Genomic DNA, 18779 nt, shown 5'->3' with positions numbered 1-18779 from the left:
TCGACCGTATTTCAATTTTTTAAGCGCATCAGCATTGCCTTGAGCAATATCAAATACCATTGCGCGCGTTGTTTCCGTCGTGTCAAACTGCCTTTTGCATACACTCGATACAGTGCCAGGTGAGAAGCCCTTTGCTTCAATCGAGTCCTGGCATATTTATGTCAAAATTAATGATGTAAATAATATAAATAATTAATGATAAAATTCACTAAACAGGATCATGAAAGGCAAACCCTGGCGATAACTCATCCTAACTTTGTCTGGAAAATTCAGTCAATCAGAGCTTATTTGCGCTTTTCAGTTTAGTTTGTTTACGAAACAACAATGACGGAAATTAGCAACGGTTTTTTTTGAAAGGAGGGAGATGTAAAGTGCTATCGAAAGAAACCATGGAGCTTTTGAAATTGATTTCGAGTAAAGCGAGAAAGTTTTCGAGAAATATCTGACCTCTTGTAAAGTGGTTTGTATTCTCAGATGAATTATCTCGACTCCGTGCTGAAGTTGCCGGTCTAAATCAGCAAGAGTGCATTGGCGGGGTTCAGTTTCATTGATTGGACTTACGCAAAACTACCCCAAAGCTTGCAGCTCAGCGTACTTCTCAATTCGTCATACCCGCGCAGGCGCACTGCTGTCCGGAATAATTATATTGACTTGTTCTGAAATCAATATATAGCCGACGTCTTGGCACTTTTTTCTGTGTCGGAGACTTGATTTTGTAATTGAATATTTTCTGCCAGCAGTCATGCCTGAAACTCCTTCCCCTTCAAGGGGAAGGTTGGGATGGGGATGGGTTTCTGTAGCAAAATCATTTACTGCCTATCGACCGAACCCCATCCCCACCCTGACCCTCCCCTTGAAATGGAGGGAATCTGCTCATTATTTTTTTAAGCACACTATTCCGGACAGCAGTGCGCGCAGGCGGGTATCCATGTCTGATCGGCCACACCTGTCTTAAGCCTGTGCGGTTGATCAACGATGGATTCCCGCTAAAAGCATGCGGGAATGACGGTTTGGGGTGCATAGGATGGCTTGCGCTCATTGTGCTCATTGCTATACATGCATGGCCGACAAAAGAACTGTCAAGGCCAATTTGACATAAGTCCTCATTTAGTAATTTTTAGCATGGATACCAGAGGCGATATGTTCAATCCGTCAAGGCTGCTTTGGTCGCGTCGATATTTCCGTCGGACGCCAGTGCAGGCAGCTTGATGAGCTTCATCAGTAGCGGATACACATTGACATTATCAAACGGTGGCAACACGGTGGCTTTTTTGAAGGCCGGGCCATTTGCAATGAACAGGGCCTGCATTTCCTTGCTGAGGTTGTCGTAGCCGTGTGAGCCCTTGTTGGCCTTGGTGGCAGCTTTGGCATCTGGCACCACCAGCCAGCCTACATCGGCTGAACAGACAAAGCGTTGTACGCGGGCGTTTTGGCCGAAGTGAAAACGTTCTGGTATGTTTTCTTTTTTCCAGCACTGCATGTGTTCATGCTTTTTCAGCAGTGCTTTTGCCACGACTTCTTCCTGCCCGGGTTTGGGATTGACGCCTGCATAGCTGCCATAATTGACGACTTCATAGCTGGCCGGGTCAGCAATCTGGTCCAGCAAGATGGTGCGTTCAGGGCCGGTGGCGGCCATGCCGTGGTCAGAGACAATCACGACATTGGCTTTGATGTTGCGGGCGCGCAGGCCTTTCATCAAATGGTCAATCGCTGCATCTACACCTGCGGCAGCATCCGTCACTTCTTTGGTATCCGGGCCAAAATCATGGCCTGCGTGATCGACCTGGTCGAAATACACGGTCAAAAATCCTGGGCGGTCTGCCACAGGTTTGTCGAGCCAGCTCAGCATGGTATCAACCCGTGTGGCAGGAGGCAGCTTGTCATCAAAAGGACGGTATTCACTGGGGCGCACGCCTTGTATGGCGGCCTCAGAACCGGGCCAGAACATGATGCCGGTTTTTACCTTGTTCTTTTCTGCAGTAACCCAGACAGGTTCGGCCCCGTCCCACCAACGCCTGTCAAGCACGGCTTCTTTATTGCTGAGCTTGAAGCGCACGCCGGGTATTTTGCTGTCTTCCATCGTGTTGCCGACGATGCCATGATGGTCTGGACGCAGGCCTGTGACCAGGGTGTAATGATTCGGGAAGGTGATCGATGGAAAAGAAGGGCGCATGGCCTCGGTACGCACACCGTCTGCTGCCAGCGCATTTAGGGTTGGCGTCACACCGCGCGTCAAGTAGTCAGGTTTGAAACCATCTATCGATACCAGAATGACGGGATGATAGTTGTCTTCAGCGTTGCTGACAGATTGTCGCTGTGTGGAAGAGCAACCAGCGATGGTCAGACTCAGCAAGCCGTAGCTCAGGATTTTCTTGTAAGATGGTTTCATTATGGTGACTCTTGGGATAAACAATAGCTAGGGGCCTGGCACAAGGTATCTTGCCTGCGGTGGCAAGATACATTTTAAGATCAGTGTCTTACTACGCGATGACAGGCCCTAAAAACAGCACGGTTGCTGGCCCGGCGCGAAAGCTGGGGCTGTTGGCATCGGCCTCTATCATATAGGGCATGGCGTCATGTGCATCCAGCGCTGCCTGGGATGTCCAGGTTTCTATGAGAACGAATTTGTTTTCATCGCCAGCAACGGTATGCATTTCATATTGCAGGCAGCCTGCTTCAGCACGCACCAGCGGTGCGAGTCTGGTGAAAGCGGCGATCTGTTCGGCAGCCTGGCCTGGTTTGGTCTGTATCAGGATGACGAGTTTGAGTTGTTCGGACATGCGGGTTCCGTTCTGTGTTTCGTGTTGGGCGGGGATAGTAGGGTGCGCCGTGCGCACCGTCGTGTGTGCAAAAATTAGGGCATGCGAAAATCAATGCGGTGCGCACGGCGCACCCTACAAAATTACGCATCGGATTTTAAGTCCGATGCGTGGTCATCAAAAACAATGCTTAAAACAGTGATTACACCATATCCTCAGGTCTGACCCAGCCATCAAATTCTTCTGCTGTCACATAACCCAAAGACAGTGCGGCTTCGCGAAGTGTCGTGCCTTTGGCGTGGGCATGCTTGGCAATCGCGGCGGCGCGGTCATAACCTATGTAAGGGTTGAGCGCGGTCACCAGCATCAGCGAATTGTCGAGCAATTCCTTGATGCGTGTGCGGTTGGCCTGCATGCCACGGGCGCAGTGTTCTTCCAGGCTGGCCATGCCGTTTGCCAGCAAGCGGCAGCTTTGCAGGAAGTTGTGGACGATGAGCGGTTTGAAAACATTCAATTCAAAATTGCCGGAGGCACCACCTATGCTCAGTGCTACGTCATTGCCCATGACCTGGCAGCACAGCATGGTCACCGCTTCGCACTGGGTAGGGTTGACCTTGCCCGGCATGATGGATGAACCCGGTTCGTTTTCTGGTATCTGTAATTCACCGAGGCCAGAGCGCGGGCCGGATGCCAGCCAGCGTATGTCGTTGGCAATCTTCATCAGTGCGGTAGCCAGGGTCTTGAGTGCACCATGGCTGCTGACCATGGCATCATGCCCGGCCAGTGCAGCAAAGCGGTTGGGTGCAGCGTCAAAGGCAATGCCGGTATCGAGAGTCAGGCTGGCAGCGACCAGTTTGCCAAAGTCTGCATGGGTGTTGAGGCCAGTGCCAACTGCCGTGCCACCGATGGCCAGCTCTTGCAGGGCAGGCAGGGTGTGGCGTATGGCGCGCTCTGCATAATCAAGTTGTGCGACCCAGCCAGATATTTCCTGGCCCAGTGTCAGCGGTGTGGCATCCTGCAAATGGGTGCGGCCTATCTTGATGATGTCGGCAAATTCTTTGGCCTTGGCATCCAGCGTGGCGCGCAGTTTGGCGAGCGATGGCAATACCTGGTTGATGACGGCAATACTGGCTGCCACATGCATGGCCGTAGGGAAAACATCGTTCGATGACTGGCCCATGTTGACATGATCATTCGGATGCACGACCCGGCTCATGCCGCGCGTGCCACCCAAAAATTCTGAGGCACGGTTGGCCAGCACTTCATTCATGTTCATATTGCTTTGCGTGCCAGAACCAGTCTGCCATACTGACAGCGGGAATTCTGCTACATGCGTGCCTGCCAGCACCTCTTCCACGGCCTGGGCAATCGCGCCAGCCACTTTGCCATCGAGCAGGCCGAGGTCACTGTTGACCTGGGCAGCACTGCGCTTGACGCGTGCCAGCGCCAGCACCAGTTCTGGTGGCATGGTTTCTGTAGAGATGGCAAAGTGATGCAGCGAGCGCTGAGTTTGCGCGCCCCACAAGGCGGCAGCGGGGACGGCGATTTCGCCAAAGGTATCGCGCTCTGTTCTTTGCGCGACAGTAGTATCGGTTTTCATTTACACCTGCTCCTGAATGAGTTCTAAGATTTGGCGATGGCTGCCGACATTGTAGCGCTGAAGCCAGATGTCTGCTCTGATAGCTGCCACAACAGCTGCCACAACATCTGCCCCGGCAGTTATGTCGGGGGTATGTCGGAAATCACCTTTACTTCGCCTGCATCAGTGCGCTCAGGATGATATGCCGGTCGGTATCTTGCATGCGCAGGATGTTACGGTACATGCTGAGGATGGCATCGCACTGGAACATGGGCTGGTCGTCATAGGCAGCCAGATTGGCAGTGACTTGCCGTTGCAGTGGGCTCAGGCGCTCCTGCAGTTTGCTGGCGCTCCTGGCAAATGCTTTTGACCCCATGTAATGACTGACGCTGCGCGGGCTGCTCGCCAGTATTTTTTCCATCAGGGCCGTATCACGCTTGACCAGCTCTTCCGGCATGGTGCGATGTGTGTTCAGCGTACCCTTGATCAACTGACCACAGGCTTGCGGGCTGATTTGCCGGGCGGCTTCGAGCATTTCTGTGAGTAATTGTGCGTGTTCATCTAACAAATCATCGGGCGCAGTTTTTTGTGCGCGCAGATAGACTTCTTTGGTCGCCATTTTTACTGCATCCTGTATTTCCGGCCGGCTTTTATCCTGCAGTTTCATGTTCCAGATCAGATCTGCCACTTCGTCTATCTTGCCTGGTGAGCGTTTTTCGTAATGACGCCAGATGCCGCTGTTATTAAGGCTGGCGAAGACTTCTTCACGTGACTCCAGGTCAAACATGGTATGGCCTTCATTACCAAGTGAAACGCGGTTAACGACATTCGCCTTGAGCAATTCTTCGCGGTTTGGGTACCACATGCCCTCAGGCTGAATCTGCAAGACTCTTCGTATAAAATCTTCCGGCAAATTGGCTGCCCTGTAGTATTTTTCCATACCAGAAGCAGCGATCGCCAGCTCAGTGCTGCCTATGCCGGGAAAACTGGGCTGGTGAAATCCTATATGTGCATTTGGTGTCGCAGCTCGGTCTTTGCCTGCTAAAAACACATAAGTACAGGCGCTGCTGCATTCGCCTTCGACATAGGTATTGAGCTGGCGCGATTTGAGCAAGGCTGCCATCTGTTTGGCCTCGCGCAATCGTCCGCCGGGGGAGTTCAGGGAAATTGTCTTCAACTGCGGTGTTTTTTCCAGGGCAGCGGCAAAGCGTGCCATACTGCCTTCGCCCAGAGTACCGCGCAGGTTCAGCACATGGCCATTTGGCTGGCTGCTGATTTCTACTGCTTTCATGCTGTCATGCCCGGTTGCCAGCAAGGCATACTCTTTTATTTGCGGCAAATAATACGACTGGGCGCTGAACAGCATGGCAAGCACACTGAAAAAAACCATCAGCATTGTCAAGCCTGCGACCCATCCTGAACCGCCTCGTGCAGCATGTTTACCGGCAGAGCGTATGATGCCAGTGACGGCCCACAGCCATAACATCCCGAAAATCACGAAACCCACTATGCTGATCGCCGACAGCATGCGCAAACTGGCATCCGTCACTTCCAGCAATCTCGATAAGCCTGTCACCATCAATGCCGCCAGCAGATGACCTATGCCAAGGCCATTGACCCAGAATGATTGCGCTAGCGGCAACTGACCACGCCAGTGGGCCATCATGTATGCACCCCAGGTCGCCAGCCTGGCAGGCTGTTGCGGTAGGACGCCAGCAGCTAGCTGGAGTTGTTTTTGCTTTTGATTCAATGCCAGGAAATTCAAAAGCGCGGGCAGCGCTATGAGCAACATACCCGTCATTATTTTCTGGTTTTTGAGGAGCTCAGGGCTCATTATTATGCGGGTACAGAAAATGATGGCAAGCATCAGGTTGATGGCCGCAAAGCCTCTGGCAAAGCGCAGATAGCGAGGTTTAGCCGTATCCTGGAGAGCGTACCAGGGGATCAGGGAAATGACTACCAGCACCAGCAATCCGGGCCAGGAGACAAATAGTGCCGCCAGTCTCTGAGGTAATTTGCCCATTGCCTCAAGCAGTGAGATCAGAACCAGCAATATCATCAGGGTCAGATTGGCAATGCGCGTGAACTTGATCATGGGTGTTACGGAGAGGCAGGCAGAATAAAGCGAGAGCATCGCATATCAGACTGGCAGATGGCAAGGCGCATGTATTTGTACTGCGTGGACAAGGGGCGCGGTGAGGTGTTTTAATACAGCATTATGCTCATGCCGAATAAACGCTGACAAGAAATTTATGCAAACCGAAACAGATCAAAACCTGCAAACCCTGCTCCACACATTGCCAATTGGCCCGCGTATTGCCATCATAGGCAGCACGGCCTTCTGGCATACCGACAGTGAACAGACTTGTCAATTACTGGGGCAGGCTCTGGCATCTGTCCCCGGTCTGGTGTTATTAACTGGCGGCGTCAGTGGTATAGGCGAGGCCTGTGGCCGCAGTTTTTACCAGCGCCGCCTGCAATTGCAAATGCAGCCTCAGGTATTCCACATCCTGCCGCAAGGCATGCCTGCCTGGGATTATGGCCAGACCTTGCATGCAGGCAAGGACATGCAGGAACGCCGCGCCGTGCTGGCGCGCATGGCACCTGTGTATATCGTCATCGAAGGCGGGCCAGCGACGGCAGATGAAGTACAGATCGCCCTGAGCAACGGCGCACTCGTCATCCCCATTGCAAGATCAGGCGCTTGCGCCCGTGATGCGTATGTCCAGATCAGCAAGCCAGCAATTGTGCTTGCAGACTTATGGGCAATGCTGGGTGATGATGCGGCGAACGTAGAGCAGACTGTGGCAGCGGTGATGGGGATGGTGGCTCAACATGTTGCTCAATATGTTGAGCAATGAACTCTATGCATTGTGCTGCTTATTCTGTTGCTTATTGTACTGTTCGCTGGCGGAACATGACAGCATAGTAAAATCCCCATGGCTGTACTGACGCAGACGAAGAGCCTCTTTTATTCATGAAACCTATATGCAAAAATCCCTGATCGCTTTTTCTTTTTTCTGTACGATGTTATTCCCCATGATGTCCAGTGCCGAGCCTGAACTCATCATCCTCGTGCGCCATGCAGAAAAGGCAGTAGAAAATCCTGCTGACCCCAGCCTGTCAGCAGCAGGGCAGGCGCGTGCGCAGGCACTGGTGCTGGCTTTGCAGCATGCAGGTGTCAGCAGCATCTTCACTACCCAATTCAAGCGCACCCGCGAAACGGCACAGCCGCTGGCGCAGGCCAGGAATATCACGCCGCAGGTGCTGTCTGCCAAACGTGGGGCCGAACATATCAAAGAGGTGGCTGATGCCGTGCGTGCCAGCAGCGGCACCGTGCTGGTCGTGGGGCATGGCAATACCGTACCCGCAATTGCCACTGCGCTGGGTGCGCCTGCGATGAAAGAATTTTGTGAAAGCAGTTTCAGTCATATGCTGGTTTTACGGCCTGCGGGACCGAACATGCATGTAGTGCAAACACGTTATGGCGAAGCAGATACGGGCAAACCTGGGTTAGACTGCCAGTAAATCATTATCAAAGGGAAAAGCATGACTATCTCCAACATCTTGCCACGCTGGTCCATCATCATGCCTTTTGCTGCCTGGGTCATCCTTGGCGGCGGCATGCTGATCACCGCACCCTTATATGCAATCTTGCTGACCATCGCCCTGTTTGGTGGTGTGCTGACGGCTGTCTATCATGCTGAAGTAGTCGCGCATAAAATTGGCGAACCTTTTGGCACGCTCTTGCTGGCCCTGGCCGTAACCCTCATAGAAGTGGCGCTGATCGTCTCTTTGATGCTGGCCGGTGGTGAAGTCACGGCTGGCCTGGCACGCGACACCGTGTTTGCGGCAATCATGATCATCCTGAATGGCATCATCGGCCTGTGCCTGCTGGCCGGAGGCAGCCTGCACAAGGAACAAAGCTTCAGCCTGCGCGGTGCCAGCACTTCACTGGCGACCCTGGCTGCGCTGGCGATACTGACCCTGGTCTTGCCCAACTTTACTTCGACTGCACAGGGGCCAGTGTATAGCGCCAGCCAGCTGGCTTTTATTGCTGTCGTGTCCCTGGTTTTGTATGGCACTTTTGTGCTGGTGCAAACCGTGCGCCATCGCGACTATTTCCTGCCCGCTGCATCCAGCGGTGATGAAGAGGCACATGCAGAGCCGCCCAGCAATGGCGTGGCCTGGGCCAGCGCTGGTCTGCTCATGCTATGCCTGGGCGTGGTGGTGTTGCTGGCCAAAGCCCTGGCACCTACGCTGGAAAATGCGGTTGCTGCTGCCGGCGCACCGCAGGCGCTGGTGGGTATTATCATCGCCATCGTGGTTCTGTTGCCTGAGGGTGTCGCTGCCTTTCGCGCCGCCCGCGCCAACCGCCTGCAAACCAGTATCAACCTGGCCCTGGGGTCTGCCCTTGCCAGCATAGGCCTGACCATCCCTGTCGTTGCCGTCATCTCACTGACCACGGGCTGGTCACTGAACCTTGGCATCGATGCGAAGTCGACGGTGTTGCTGCTGTTGTCGCTGATGATTACTTCTTTATCTTTGGGAACGGGACGGACGACCATCATGCAGGGCACTATTCATTGCGTGATCTTTGCAGTCTATTTGTTTACGACGATAGTGCCGTAAGCTTTTCTTGAGATTTGGTGTGATGATGGTAAAGGCGTAGTCGTAACCATAGCCGTAGCCTAGGATGCCTTGCAATGCACACTAGGTTACGGAGATGACGATGAGGGCTTTATCTATCCTGATATCGCCTTCCCATCAGCTTCCAGAAACCGTGTGCGCCATCCGCGTTTTTCTATGGCGCGGATATTCTCTACGTGCTTCAATTCCTGCAGATAGGCCATGGCCAGCTTCAGTTCATCATCTTGAGTGTCGCCCTCAAACATGTTCATGCGCACCAGATTGCCATAGTTGCGGCGCAGCTTCTTGGGTGTGTCATCCAGCATGATGACATGCTCCAGCATATAGCCGCGCCGCCTGACTTTGTTCAAATCCTTGACCCATTCAAAATCCTGGTATTCAGGGTCGAACACACGCGTGCAGCGTTGCCTGGCCCAGACAAATTTTAATGGCGGTTCTTCACCAAACAGATGCTTGACGATGACAGCAGCGTAACTCTCGGATGCAGATGTCCAGACGGCACAGTCAAAATGCTCAAGACAAAATGCAAGAAATTCCCTGACATGCGGGCGCAGATAAACGTGATAGGAAAAGAAGCAAAAATCAGCTTCATGCGCGAGTTGTTTCTTCGTTGCGAAGATCAGGGTTTCGTCCAGATCCAGTATCAGTAATTTCTTGTTCATGGCATGTCAGGCTTGATAAAAAGTGTTGCCATGACATATTAGCATTAGCTGATTTATTTAGACGATAGCAAATGATTATTCGTAGCCGTAACGGGAGGCGCATTGCAATACGGCCCTACATGACTGCCTTGAACCAGGACGCATCATTTTAAAATCTGAATTGATCCCGCGGCGGCACATCAACCTCATCTTTTGCAAAATACGAAGCAGCCGTCCCCAGCGCCTGCACGCTGATTTCATGCGCCTGTGGGTTGTTGTACTCAAGTTTGAGTTTATAGGCTTTTGCTGAATCTACCGTCAACACGGCGAGTATGGGTCTGTGCGTGGTCTCGACCTGCATTTCATCAAACAGTGATTGCATCAGCGGTGCCAGCAAGTCGGTGTATTCAGGCTGTACCGGCAGGGTGTAGATGGTTCTGCCCCAGCGTATGACGAACTCAAAGCCGGGCCGGGTTTGATCTTGCGCTAAAAAACGGCAATACGACTGATCCCAGGCTTGCGGGGATTCGGAAGTGAGTTTTAAAAGAACTTTTGCCATCAGCAGGGTAAGTTCGTTTTTCTTGGGCATGCAAATTTCCAGTAAGGAGGTATGGCGTAATTTTACTATGTTCAGCAGCTTTTTCTATTGCCTAGCATTATGTCTTCGCTGAACTACTGCCATTTTCATGCATGGCTTGGCGGAGATGCACTGGGAAAATAAGTATCTTCGGTTACACTATTGCCAATATTTTTCATCAGGAATACCCATGGCAGCCGAGCAGACGCCGTATGACCCGCGACAAGAAGGCAGCAACCGCGGCCTGGGGCACAGGCGCATGCTGCTGTCACTGATGGCGGTGTTTTTTCTGCTGTGGATAGTCTTACCGCTGCTATTGCCTGCCCAGGCGTATTTACTGTACTGGCTGACTGCGCCGCTGCGCTATCTGGGGGTATTCGTGCATGAAATGGGGCATGGGTTGGCCAGTTTGCTCAGCGGTGGCTCGTTTTACTGGTTCCAGATGGATGGCGATGGCGGTGCGGCGATTACCAGCGGTGGCTGGCAAAGCCTGGTCTTGCTGGGCGGTTTATTGGGGCCAGCGGTGTTTGGCAGCATCTTGCTGATGGTCTCGACCCGGGCCAGGAAGTTGCGGATAGCATACCTGATCCTGTTGCTGTTCTTTATTTGCGGTGCTTATTACATGATCAAGCCCGTATTCATGAGCAGCAGCACTTATCCCATACTGGCGCAATGGCATGCCACGCATTTGCTGGGCCTGATCTTGCCTATCAGCCTGATACTGATGACTGTCATGCTGATGCGTGCCTCAGACGCCTGGCAGCGGCTGGTCTTGCAATGTCTGGGCATAGTCATGTGTTACTCGGCCTTCAGTGATACCAGCTATATCTTCCAGTATGAAGCCTTGCGCAATGGCATGTATTCAGATGCGCGGGAATTTGCGGCGCTGTTTTCACCCTTCAGCGTGCAGGGCTTGCCCTGGCTGGTGTTTGTATTTTTTGCGGCGCTGATTGCTGTATTGAATTTTGCTTTGCTGGGCCTTGGAGTAGGGCGGGCATTACGCAAACCGGCTTAGCCTGGCCAAATCGTGTCAGCTGCGTCAGTCGTGGCATTCGCACTTCACTGACTTATCATTGACGTAAGCCATTAGCGCAATATCAGGGCAGGCCAGGCTGATCAAGATGGGCCGTGGTGAAGTCAGCAATAGGGACAGGTTTGCCAAAGTGATAGCCCTGGTAGGCAAAGCAACCCTGGCTGGCGAGGTAATCCCTCTGCTCGGCGCTTTCCACCCCTTCGGCGATGACGGACAGGCCCATGCTCTGGCTCAGGGCGACGATGGTCCTGGCGATGGCAGCATCATTGGGGTCAGTCAGGACATCGCGCACGAAGGACTGGTCTATCTTGAGCTGATCTAACGGCAGGCGTTTCAGGTAAGTCAGGGAAGAATAGCCAGTACCAAAATCGTCAAGAGAGAAGCACAGGCCTGCGGCTTTCAGTTGCTCCATCTTGATGATGGTTTCTTCTACATCATCGACCAGCAGGCTTTCTGTCAATTCCAGTTTCAGCAATTGCGGGTTGGCCCCGGTTTCATGCAATATGCCGAGGATTTGTTCAACGATATCGATCTGCCTGAACTGGCGGGCACTGACATTCACGGCAATGGTCAGTTTCGCACTGGCAGGGTCGTTGGCCCAATCCAGTAATTGCATGCAGGCGGTGCGCAAGACCCACTGGCCCAGTGGCAGGATCAGGCCGGTGGCTTCAGCCAGCGGGATGAATTCTGCGGGTGAGATCATGCCGCGTTGCGGGTGTTGCCAGCGCACCAGGGCTTCTGCTCCTAGCAACTCTCCATCGCGGCCAACCTGGGGTTGGTAAAACAGGCGCAATTGCTGTTCGCGCAAGGCATCGCGCAATTCTTTTTCCATCTGGGCACGTGAGCTGACCACGGCTTGCATGGCAGGGTCAAAAAAGCGCAGGGTATTGCGGCCTGCGGTCTTGGCTGCATACATCGCGAGGTCAGCCTGCTTCATCAACTCTTCATAGCCATTCTCGTGATCGGCAATCAGGGTCGCGCCTATGCTGGGCGTGCTATGGCATTCATAGCCTTCGAGGTCATACGGTTGGTTCAATGCAGTGAGTATCTTCTTGCCCACCATTTCTATCTGGCTGGCTGCTTCATGGGACAATTCGCTAAGGTTTTCCAGCAAGAGCACAAACTCGTCGCCGCCTATGCGCGCCACCGTGTCGCCTTCGCGTACGCAATTGGTCAGGCGCTCGGATACCTGTTGTAACAGCAGGTCGCCCTTGTAGTGGCCCTGGGTGTCATTCAGGGTTTTGAAATTGTCGAGATCGATATACATCAACGCGCCCTTGCGGTCGCTGCGGGCGCAGGCCAGCAGGGCTTGTTGCAGGCGGTCGGTCAGCAGGCGGCGGTTGGGCAGGCGGGTCAACGGGTCATAAAAGGCCAGGGTCTTGATTTCATCTTCTGCCGCCTTGCGCATGGAGATATCAACCAGGGTGCCGACATAATGCAGCAATTCATTATTGCGGCCATACACGGCGGTAATGGCCAGCCATTGCGGGCTGATATGACCATCCTTGTGGCGGTTCCATATCTCGCCTTGCCAGGACCCACTCATGCCCAGATGCACATCCATGTCGGCAAAAAAATCCTGGTCGTGGCGGCCAGAATTGAGAATCTTGGGGCTTTGTCCTATTGCGTCTTCACGGCTGTAGCCGGTAATCTCGGTGAAGGCGCGGTTGACTTGCTGGATGATCTTGTTGGCGCTCGTGACGAACATGCCTTCATGCGATTCAAACACGGTGGCTGCCAGGTGCAGGCTTTGCTCGGCTTGCTTGCGTGTCGTGATATCACGTACAAAAGCCGGGAACAATTCCTGGCCGGGCAGGTAGCGCACCGAGATTTCTACATCGATGATATGTCCATCCTTGCACCTGTGCCTGGCCTCGAATTGCTGGGCACCGGCGCGGCGTACGCTGTCTAGTCTGTCATGCACCAGTTTGCCCTCATATTCATCGAGTACATCGACATCATCAACATTCAGTTTCAGCATTTCTTCACGGCTATAGCCCATCATGCTGCAGGCAGTTTCATTGACAGCTTGCAGATTGCCGTTCTTATCGACCAGCCAGAAGGCATCCATGGCGGTTTGCAATATCAGCTCATCAAGGTCGGTCATGCGCTTGCGTTCTGTGATATCCACCGCCAGACCGCCAAGCTGGCGTTTGCCGTCCGAGCCAGTAAACACAAACTTGTTGACCAGCCACCAGTTGACGCTTTCATCAGAATTATCTGACGGCCAGATCGCTTCATTCTGTTCGCCACTGGCGAGCAGGGCCAGGTCACTGGCACGATAGCTGTCGGCAATCTGCGCCGGCAAAATATCGTGATCCGTCTTGCCGATGACCTGGTTGGCCTGGAAAGAGAAGCGCCGTAAGAAATTATCACTGACAAACTGGTAGCGGCCCTCTTCATCCTTGATCCAGGCCACGATGGCGCTATTGTCGAGAAAGGCGCGGAATAATTCATCGCTATGCTGTTGTGCAGCCAGCATGCGGTTGAACTCATTCGCCACTGCCTGCAATTCGCCAGGCCCTGTCAGGCTGGCCCTGGCACTGAGGTTGCCGCGTTGCACCGCACGGGCAACCCTTTCCAGTGAGGTCATGGGTCTGGTGATGCGCTGACCGAAAGCGCGTGCAACGGCCCACAGCAGGCTGATCATCATCACAGCCAGCAAAATGGCTTCGGCAGCACGCGTCCTGGCCTGGGCAAAGATGGTGTCTGCCGGTACGCCGACAAAGGCGATCATGCCATATTCAGGCATGGGCATGACAGAGAAAAAGCGCGTCACACCATCTACTGCCAGGCTCTCGAATTCGCCTTTCCGGGTGGCGACGATACGCTTGGCGGCTTCAGAATTTGGGCGGGTGCCTATGACCTTATCCGGGTCCAAATTGCGCCAGACCAGAATGCCATCATCCCTGAAAAAGCCAAAGCGGCTGGCTTCTGGCAAGAACTCGTCAGGAATGCCGGGATCATAGAAATTCACATCCAGCGACAAGACCACTACGGCGATGATCTGGCCTGTCTGATTATGCACAGGCAGGCTCATGATCGTACTCCACGGGGACGACGCCTGTACCTTGTGTGGTGTTGAGATAGTCAGGTGCCCGCTCTTGACGGTCTCTGCAAACTCGGCAACGTTGATCATATCCTTGACCACGGTAGCGGGGATGTCGCGGGCACTACACAGGATAGTGCCCTGCAGATCGACGATGGCCAGGCGTGAGTAGGCGGGGTCGAGGCTGGCCAGGTTGGTCATTTTTTCAGGGCAATCCTGTAACTGCAATTGCTTCACAAGCGGCAGGCTGGCCACCCCCGCCATGATCTTGTGCGCCTGGTCCAGTTTGTTATGGGTATTCTTGATCATGACACTGGTCATGGTCTTCAGGGTGGTCTTGGTGAAATTGGTCGATTGCTGGAAATCGTAGTAAATGCCAAATGCCATCACCACCAGCAGTGGCAAAGAGATGGCCAGTACCAGCATCAGCAAATAACTGCGTATAGACCTCGCAGGCGCTGCTTGCGCCGGTGCTGGTAAGTCTTCACGCGTTTCTGTCATCTTGCTTTCCACATTGCAGGGTCTGGAATGAAAAACCGTTTGAGATCAATAATTTAACATGAAGCCGTCACTATATCCTTTTCAAAAGGTGACTTGCGGCAAGATTCGAATTAATGAATATGATTTTGTATTCATCTTAGCCATCTCTGCATGGCTTGACCAGTGCTTAGTCAGTGCTTAGTCAGTGCTTAGTCAGTGCTGCGTTGCACTGGCAATTCAAAAGGAAGTCCGGAGGGAAATTTACAGCAGCTCAGGCGACGCGTTGCTGTGGTGTCAGTGTGTTGATGACTTCTCCATGGGGATGACGCATGACCAGCAATTCATGGTCTGCCGGAGAAGCATCTTTATCGATAAACAGCTTTTTGACAAGATGGGCAACACGGTTTCTTTGAAAGTCATCAAATACCGCCACAACCCTTTGCACGGTCGCCGCCTGCGACAGCAGTTCAGTCTCTACCATGGGGGAAATCCAGTCGGTGCGCCAGACCATATCACTGCCATCGTCCAGTGACAGGTGGGAAATCACACCAGCCCCGCCCGCATTGCTGTGCAGCGGGCTGACCAGTGCAGGCTTGAAGTTGGCAGCATAGTGCTTTTTGAGTGAGCCCAGGCCAAAGTCGATGAGGTATTTATCTTCCACCAGACAAACTGCATGGCCTTCTTTTTGTCCCTGATGGGCAAAGCCCTGATAGCCTATGTAGAAAACGTCGTTACCCTGCCTGATCTCGCCATAGCAGCCCTGTACTTTGGCTTGATAACCTTTAGCTGTGAGTATCTGTGCCAGCATGGCTGACATGCCAAAACAGGAGCTGCCAAAGTGATGGAAAAAACCGAGTATGTCAAAATCATCCGCAATCCGGCTCAAATCTCTGGCCAGTTCCGGGTCTTTTACTACGTGTAGAAATGCTGTGTTCATTTGCAAAAAAAATGGTCAAATCCTAGCTTCTGGCTAGCTCGCCATCTCTAAATCTATTTACCAGCAGCAATACTATCAAGTTTACATTGTTTAACAATATTAATTGAGTGACACTTTATGTACATTTGTAAGCAAATATGTCGGAAGCCAAATAGTGGCGGGATTTAGCTGTGATTCTGGTCAACTGTAATGTAATTTCAATAACTAAAAGGTAATTTGTTATTCCTTTTATACTTTTAATGAGAGATGAGCAAAATTCTCCTGACTCGGCCGTAGCTGGCTCGCCTAGCCTTGTGATTACACAATAGGAGTTTTTCTTCATGTCATCAATGTGAGATGACGAACAGACATCCAGGACAGGTCGGTGTTTCTATATTACTCATAGTTGCTCATGGTTGAACATCGCCGGGCATAGTTGAAACACAGTTTTCTGTCCAGGAGCACTCCATGAAGCATCACCGTCACCACCCTCATCTCCTTCGTACTTGCGTTTTTTTAAGTATGCAAAGCTGCGTACTGGCAACTGTGTTTGCAGCAGACGCGCCAGGTTTTGGCAGCCAGCCCACTTTGCCTGAACCGGATAAAAAACTGCTGCCCACTGTGAATATTGCCAAGGCCATAGGCTGGGCAGAAGGGGAGAAACCTGTCGCCGCAGATGGCCTGGCTGTCTCTGCTTACGCATATGGCTTGGATCACCCGCGCATGCTGCATGTCTTGCCTAATGGCGATGTGCTGGTGGCTGAGAGCAATGCACCAGCAGTCCACGATACCGTCAGCGGCTTCAAGCGTGTCAAGAAATGGGCAGAATCTCTGGTCAAGGGATCTGCCGGGGCCGAGGTAAAAAGTGCTGACCGCATCACACTGCTGCGCGGCATGGACGGTCAGGGCAAAGCCGTGACCCGTACCGTGTTCCTGCAAGGCCTGCATTCTCCTTTTGGCATGGCGCTGGTGGCTGACTATCTGTATGTCGCCAATACCGATGCCATCATGCGTTATCCCTACCAGCGCGGGCAGACACAGATCACCACGCAAGGCGTCAAGCTGGTTGATCTGCCCGCCGGTAAAATCAATCACCACTGGACCAAGGACCTGGTTGCCAGCCCCGACGGCTTGCGCTTGTATGTCTCGGTAGGTTCGAACAGCAATGTCGGCGAAAATGGCATGGACAAAGAAGCAGGCCGTGCGGCCATTCACGAGATTGATATCGCCACTGGCCGCATGCGTGTATTTGCCAGTGGTTTGCGCAATGCCAATGGCCTGTCCTGGCAACCGCAAAGCGGGGCCTTGTGGGCAGCAGTCAATGAAAGGGATGAACTTGGCAATGACCTCGTGCCTGACTATATGACTTCGGTGACCGACGGCGCATTCTATGGCTGGCCCTACAGTTATTTTGGTCAGCATGTGGATGTACGTGTGAAACCGCCAAGGCCTGATCTGGTTGCCAAAGCCATCGCCCCTGACTATGCCCTGGGTGCGCATACAGCGTCGCTTGGCCTGACTTTCTATGGCGCGAAAATGCTGCCAGAGCGCTATGCAGGCGGTGCTTTCATCGGCCAGCATGGTTCATGGAACCGCCAGCCGCATAGCGGCTATAAAGTCATCTTCGTGCCATTTGCCAACGGCAAACCGGCAGGCACACCGCAAGATGTGCTGACAGGTTTCCTGACTGCAGATGGCAAGGCCAGGGGCCGCCCTGTTGGTGTTGCGGTGGATACTGCGGGTGCAGTGCTCGTAGCCGACGATGTCGGTAATATCATCTGGCGAGTGACTGCAAAATAAGTGAGGTGGCAGGCTTACAGCAGGTATTCAGTGTGATATTTACGCCGCGGCAGTTTGCTTTTGATCCTGCAAACTGCCCAGCGCATATGCATACTGACGGGTAAATTCTGCACCCAGCAAGAAAATCTGGGCCGAGTAATATACCCACAACAAAATCGCGATCATTGATCCGGCTGCACCAAAACTGTTGGCGACGCCGCTATTGCCTATGTACAGGCCTATCGCATATTTACCTGCATGGAACAGGCCGGCCGTGCCCAGCGCCCCCACCCAGACATCATTCCACGACAACCGCACCTGTGGCAGCATCTTGAAGATGACCGCAAACAGGCTGGCAATGACCGCAAAGCTGGTCATCGCAGACAAGGGCAGGAACACCAGGGAAATAGCAATCTGGCTACCGCTCCAGTAATACTCAAGCGCCGCCAGTACGGCATTGATGACCAGTGACACCAGCATCAGAAATGCCAGTACCAGCACCAGGCCAAATGAGAGCAGGCGGGTACGCAGCAAATTCCAGATGCTGCTGTCGGTTTTACGTGGCACTTGCCAGATTTCATCCAGGCTTTCCTTGAGTTCGGCAAAGACACTGGTGGCACCCACCAGCAATAATCCACTGGCGATCAGGGTTGCCAACCGTCCTTCGGATTCATTGCGTGCACCCGCCAGCATGGCCTGTATGGCTTCAGCACTGGTGTGCCCGACCAGACCTTGCAACTGATGGAATAACTGTCCCTGTGCTGCTTGCTGGCCATAGAAAAAACCGGCAATGGCGAGTACCAGTATCAGAATAGGCGCCATCGAAAACAGCGTGTAGAAAGCCAGTGCCGCGCCCTTGCTAGCGGCGCGGTGGCGTAGCCATTCACTCAGGGTACGCTGCAGAATACGGACGATGTCCGGCAATAGCAGTGGCAGGGAAATGCCACGTTTCAGCAGCGACCCGAGTGTGGAGAGCAAAGGCTTCAGAGTCGCTCGCCGCGGATCACACGAACCAGTATCATGACGATAGCGATGACCAGCAGGATATGAATAAAGCCACCGATGGTGTAAGCCGACACCATGCCAAGCAGCCACATGATCAATAAAATAACAGCGATGGTATAGAGCATGATTTTTTCCTTTAAGAGTGCGCAAGCTTGATGCTCAGGCACAGGGTTTAAGAATGCTGCATCCAGACAGATAAACAAATTGTTTTGAAGCGTGTTGAAGCTCTTTTTTAAGCTCTTCTTGACGCTGTTCTTGATTCTCCTGCCACTCAACAATTTGCTCACTATTTTTTTGTCTGAAGCACATCT

General features: G+C 52.9%; 15 protein-coding genes. 5 read left to right on the top strand and 10 right to left on the bottom strand.

Annotated elements, in window-relative coordinates; genetic code table 11:
- Positions 1-1144: 1144 nt before the first annotated feature.
- The 4 genes from ACO0LL_RS22150 to ACO0LL_RS22135 all read right to left on the bottom strand — a co-directional run bounded on the left by ACO0LL_RS22150 (position 1145) and on the right by ACO0LL_RS22135 (position 6433).
- Positions 1145-2389 (bottom strand): alkaline phosphatase family protein, encoded by a 1245-nt coding sequence (locus ACO0LL_RS22150; protein ID WP_422952987.1) that lies wholly within the window; start codon positions 2387-2389, stop codon positions 1145-1147.
- Positions 2390-2480: 91 nt separating this feature from the next.
- Positions 2481-2780: a putative quinol monooxygenase gene (locus ACO0LL_RS22145; RefSeq protein WP_422952986.1), complete on the bottom strand. Its 300-nt coding sequence runs from the start codon at positions 2778-2780 to the stop codon at positions 2481-2483.
- Between the two features lie 181 nt (positions 2781-2961).
- Complete coding sequence (gene fumC / locus ACO0LL_RS22140; protein ID WP_422952985.1) at positions 2962-4359, bottom strand: class II fumarate hydratase; 1398 nt, start codon at positions 4357-4359, stop codon at positions 2962-2964.
- A gap of 148 nt (positions 4360-4507) precedes the next feature.
- Positions 4508-6433: an ATP-dependent Clp protease proteolytic subunit gene (locus tag ACO0LL_RS22135; protein WP_422952984.1), complete on the bottom strand. Its 1926-nt coding sequence runs from the start codon at positions 6431-6433 to the stop codon at positions 4508-4510.
- Between the two features lie 157 nt (positions 6434-6590).
- Here ACO0LL_RS22135 and ACO0LL_RS22130 point away from each other — a divergent pair, with 157 nt between their 5' ends.
- From ACO0LL_RS22130 to ACO0LL_RS22120, 3 genes are all read left to right on the top strand, one after another.
- Positions 6591-7199 carry a hypothetical protein gene (locus ACO0LL_RS22130; RefSeq protein WP_422952983.1) on the top strand — a complete coding sequence of 203 codons (609 nt, stop codon included), beginning with the start codon at positions 6591-6593 and terminating at the stop codon, positions 7197-7199.
- Between the two features lie 127 nt (positions 7200-7326).
- Positions 7327-7866, top strand: coding sequence for a phosphoglycerate mutase family protein (locus tag ACO0LL_RS22125; protein ID WP_422952982.1), 540 nt, complete (start codon positions 7327-7329; stop codon positions 7864-7866).
- A 21-nt stretch (positions 7867-7887) separates the two neighbouring features.
- On the top strand, positions 7888-8970 hold the full coding sequence (locus tag ACO0LL_RS22120; protein WP_422952981.1) for a calcium:proton antiporter: 1083 nt from the start codon (positions 7888-7890) through the stop codon (positions 8968-8970).
- A 113-nt stretch (positions 8971-9083) separates the two neighbouring features.
- Here ACO0LL_RS22120 and ACO0LL_RS22115 read toward each other — a convergent pair whose 3' ends face one another.
- On the bottom strand, positions 9084-9650 hold the full coding sequence (locus ACO0LL_RS22115; protein WP_422952980.1) for an NIF family HAD-type phosphatase: 567 nt from the start codon (positions 9648-9650) through the stop codon (positions 9084-9086).
- A 148-nt stretch (positions 9651-9798) separates the two neighbouring features.
- Positions 9799-10218 carry a hypothetical protein gene (locus tag ACO0LL_RS22110; protein ID WP_422952979.1) on the bottom strand — a complete coding sequence of 140 codons (420 nt, stop codon included), beginning with the start codon at positions 10216-10218 and terminating at the stop codon, positions 9799-9801.
- Positions 10219-10396: 178 nt separating this feature from the next.
- On the opposite strand from ACO0LL_RS22110, the gene ACO0LL_RS22105 reads away from it, so the two are divergent.
- Entirely contained in the window at positions 10397-11221 is an 825-nt protein-coding gene (locus tag ACO0LL_RS22105) for a M50 family metallopeptidase (protein ID WP_422952978.1), read from the top strand.
- 82 nt (positions 11222-11303) lie between these two features.
- Here the strand turns inward: ACO0LL_RS22105 and ACO0LL_RS22100 are convergent, their stop codons facing one another.
- Both ACO0LL_RS22100 and ACO0LL_RS22095 read right to left on the bottom strand, forming a co-directional pair.
- Positions 11304-14789, bottom strand: a complete 3486-nt coding sequence (locus ACO0LL_RS22100; RefSeq protein ID WP_422952977.1) for an EAL domain-containing protein — start codon at positions 14787-14789, stop codon at positions 11304-11306.
- A gap of 250 nt (positions 14790-15039) precedes the next feature.
- Positions 15040-15705: a hypothetical protein gene (locus ACO0LL_RS22095; RefSeq protein WP_422952976.1), complete on the bottom strand. Its 666-nt coding sequence runs from the start codon at positions 15703-15705 to the stop codon at positions 15040-15042.
- Between the two features lie 501 nt (positions 15706-16206).
- On the opposite strand from ACO0LL_RS22095, the gene ACO0LL_RS22090 reads away from it, so the two are divergent.
- Positions 16207-17484 (top strand): PQQ-dependent sugar dehydrogenase, encoded by a 1278-nt coding sequence (locus tag ACO0LL_RS22090; protein WP_422952975.1) that lies wholly within the window; start codon positions 16207-16209, stop codon positions 17482-17484.
- Between the two features lie 39 nt (positions 17485-17523).
- Here ACO0LL_RS22090 and ACO0LL_RS22085 read toward each other — a convergent pair whose 3' ends face one another.
- Together ACO0LL_RS22085 and ACO0LL_RS22080 are read right to left on the bottom strand one after the other, a co-directional pair.
- On the bottom strand, positions 17524-18369 hold the full coding sequence (locus ACO0LL_RS22085; RefSeq protein ID WP_422952995.1) for a YihY/virulence factor BrkB family protein: 846 nt from the start codon (positions 18367-18369) through the stop codon (positions 17524-17526).
- A gap of 77 nt (positions 18370-18446) precedes the next feature.
- A complete protein-coding gene (locus tag ACO0LL_RS22080; RefSeq protein ID WP_162043001.1) occupies positions 18447-18593 on the bottom strand; it encodes a lmo0937 family membrane protein in 147 nt (48 codons plus the stop codon).
- Between the last annotated feature and the right edge of the window lie 186 nt (positions 18594-18779).

It is taken from the genome of Undibacterium sp. TC4M20W, assembly GCF_049340245.1.
GTDB lineage: Bacteria > Pseudomonadota > Gammaproteobacteria > Burkholderiales > Burkholderiaceae_D > Undibacterium.
Note: the sequence above shows the minus strand (reverse complement) of the source record. Positions and strands in the feature narration are given on the sequence as shown.

Bases quoted from the DNA above. Each gene is read 5' to 3' on its own strand.
- ACO0LL_RS22150 (WP_422952987.1), bottom strand. From the start codon at position 2,389: ATGAAACCATCTTACAAGAAAATCCTGAGCTACGGCTTGCTGAGTCTG.
- ACO0LL_RS22145 (WP_422952986.1), bottom strand. From the start codon at position 2,780: ATGTCCGAACAACTCAAACTCGTCATCCTGATACAGACCAAACCAGGC.
- fumC (WP_422952985.1), bottom strand. From the start codon at position 4,359: ATGAAAACCGATACTACTGTCGCGCAAAGAACAGAGCGCGATACCTTT.
- ACO0LL_RS22135 (WP_422952984.1), bottom strand. From the start codon at position 6,433: ATGATCAAGTTCACGCGCATTGCCAATCTGACCCTGATGATATTGCTG.
- ACO0LL_RS22130 (WP_422952983.1), top strand. From the start codon at position 6,591: ATGCAAACCGAAACAGATCAAAACCTGCAAACCCTGCTCCACACATTG.
- ACO0LL_RS22125 (WP_422952982.1), top strand. From the start codon at position 7,327: ATGCAAAAATCCCTGATCGCTTTTTCTTTTTTCTGTACGATGTTATTC.
- ACO0LL_RS22120 (WP_422952981.1), top strand. From the start codon at position 7,888: ATGACTATCTCCAACATCTTGCCACGCTGGTCCATCATCATGCCTTTT.
- ACO0LL_RS22115 (WP_422952980.1), bottom strand. From the start codon at position 9,650: ATGAACAAGAAATTACTGATACTGGATCTGGACGAAACCCTGATCTTC.
- ACO0LL_RS22110 (WP_422952979.1), bottom strand. From the start codon at position 10,218: ATGCCCAAGAAAAACGAACTTACCCTGCTGATGGCAAAAGTTCTTTTA.
- ACO0LL_RS22105 (WP_422952978.1), top strand. From the start codon at position 10,397: ATGGCAGCCGAGCAGACGCCGTATGACCCGCGACAAGAAGGCAGCAAC.
- ACO0LL_RS22100 (WP_422952977.1), bottom strand. From the start codon at position 14,789: ATGACAGAAACGCGTGAAGACTTACCAGCACCGGCGCAAGCAGCGCCT.
- ACO0LL_RS22095 (WP_422952976.1), bottom strand. From the start codon at position 15,705: ATGAACACAGCATTTCTACACGTAGTAAAAGACCCGGAACTGGCCAGA.
- ACO0LL_RS22090 (WP_422952975.1), top strand. From the start codon at position 16,207: ATGCAAAGCTGCGTACTGGCAACTGTGTTTGCAGCAGACGCGCCAGGT.
- ACO0LL_RS22080 (WP_162043001.1), bottom strand. From the start codon at position 18,593: ATGCTCTATACCATCGCTGTTATTTTATTGATCATGTGGCTGCTTGGC.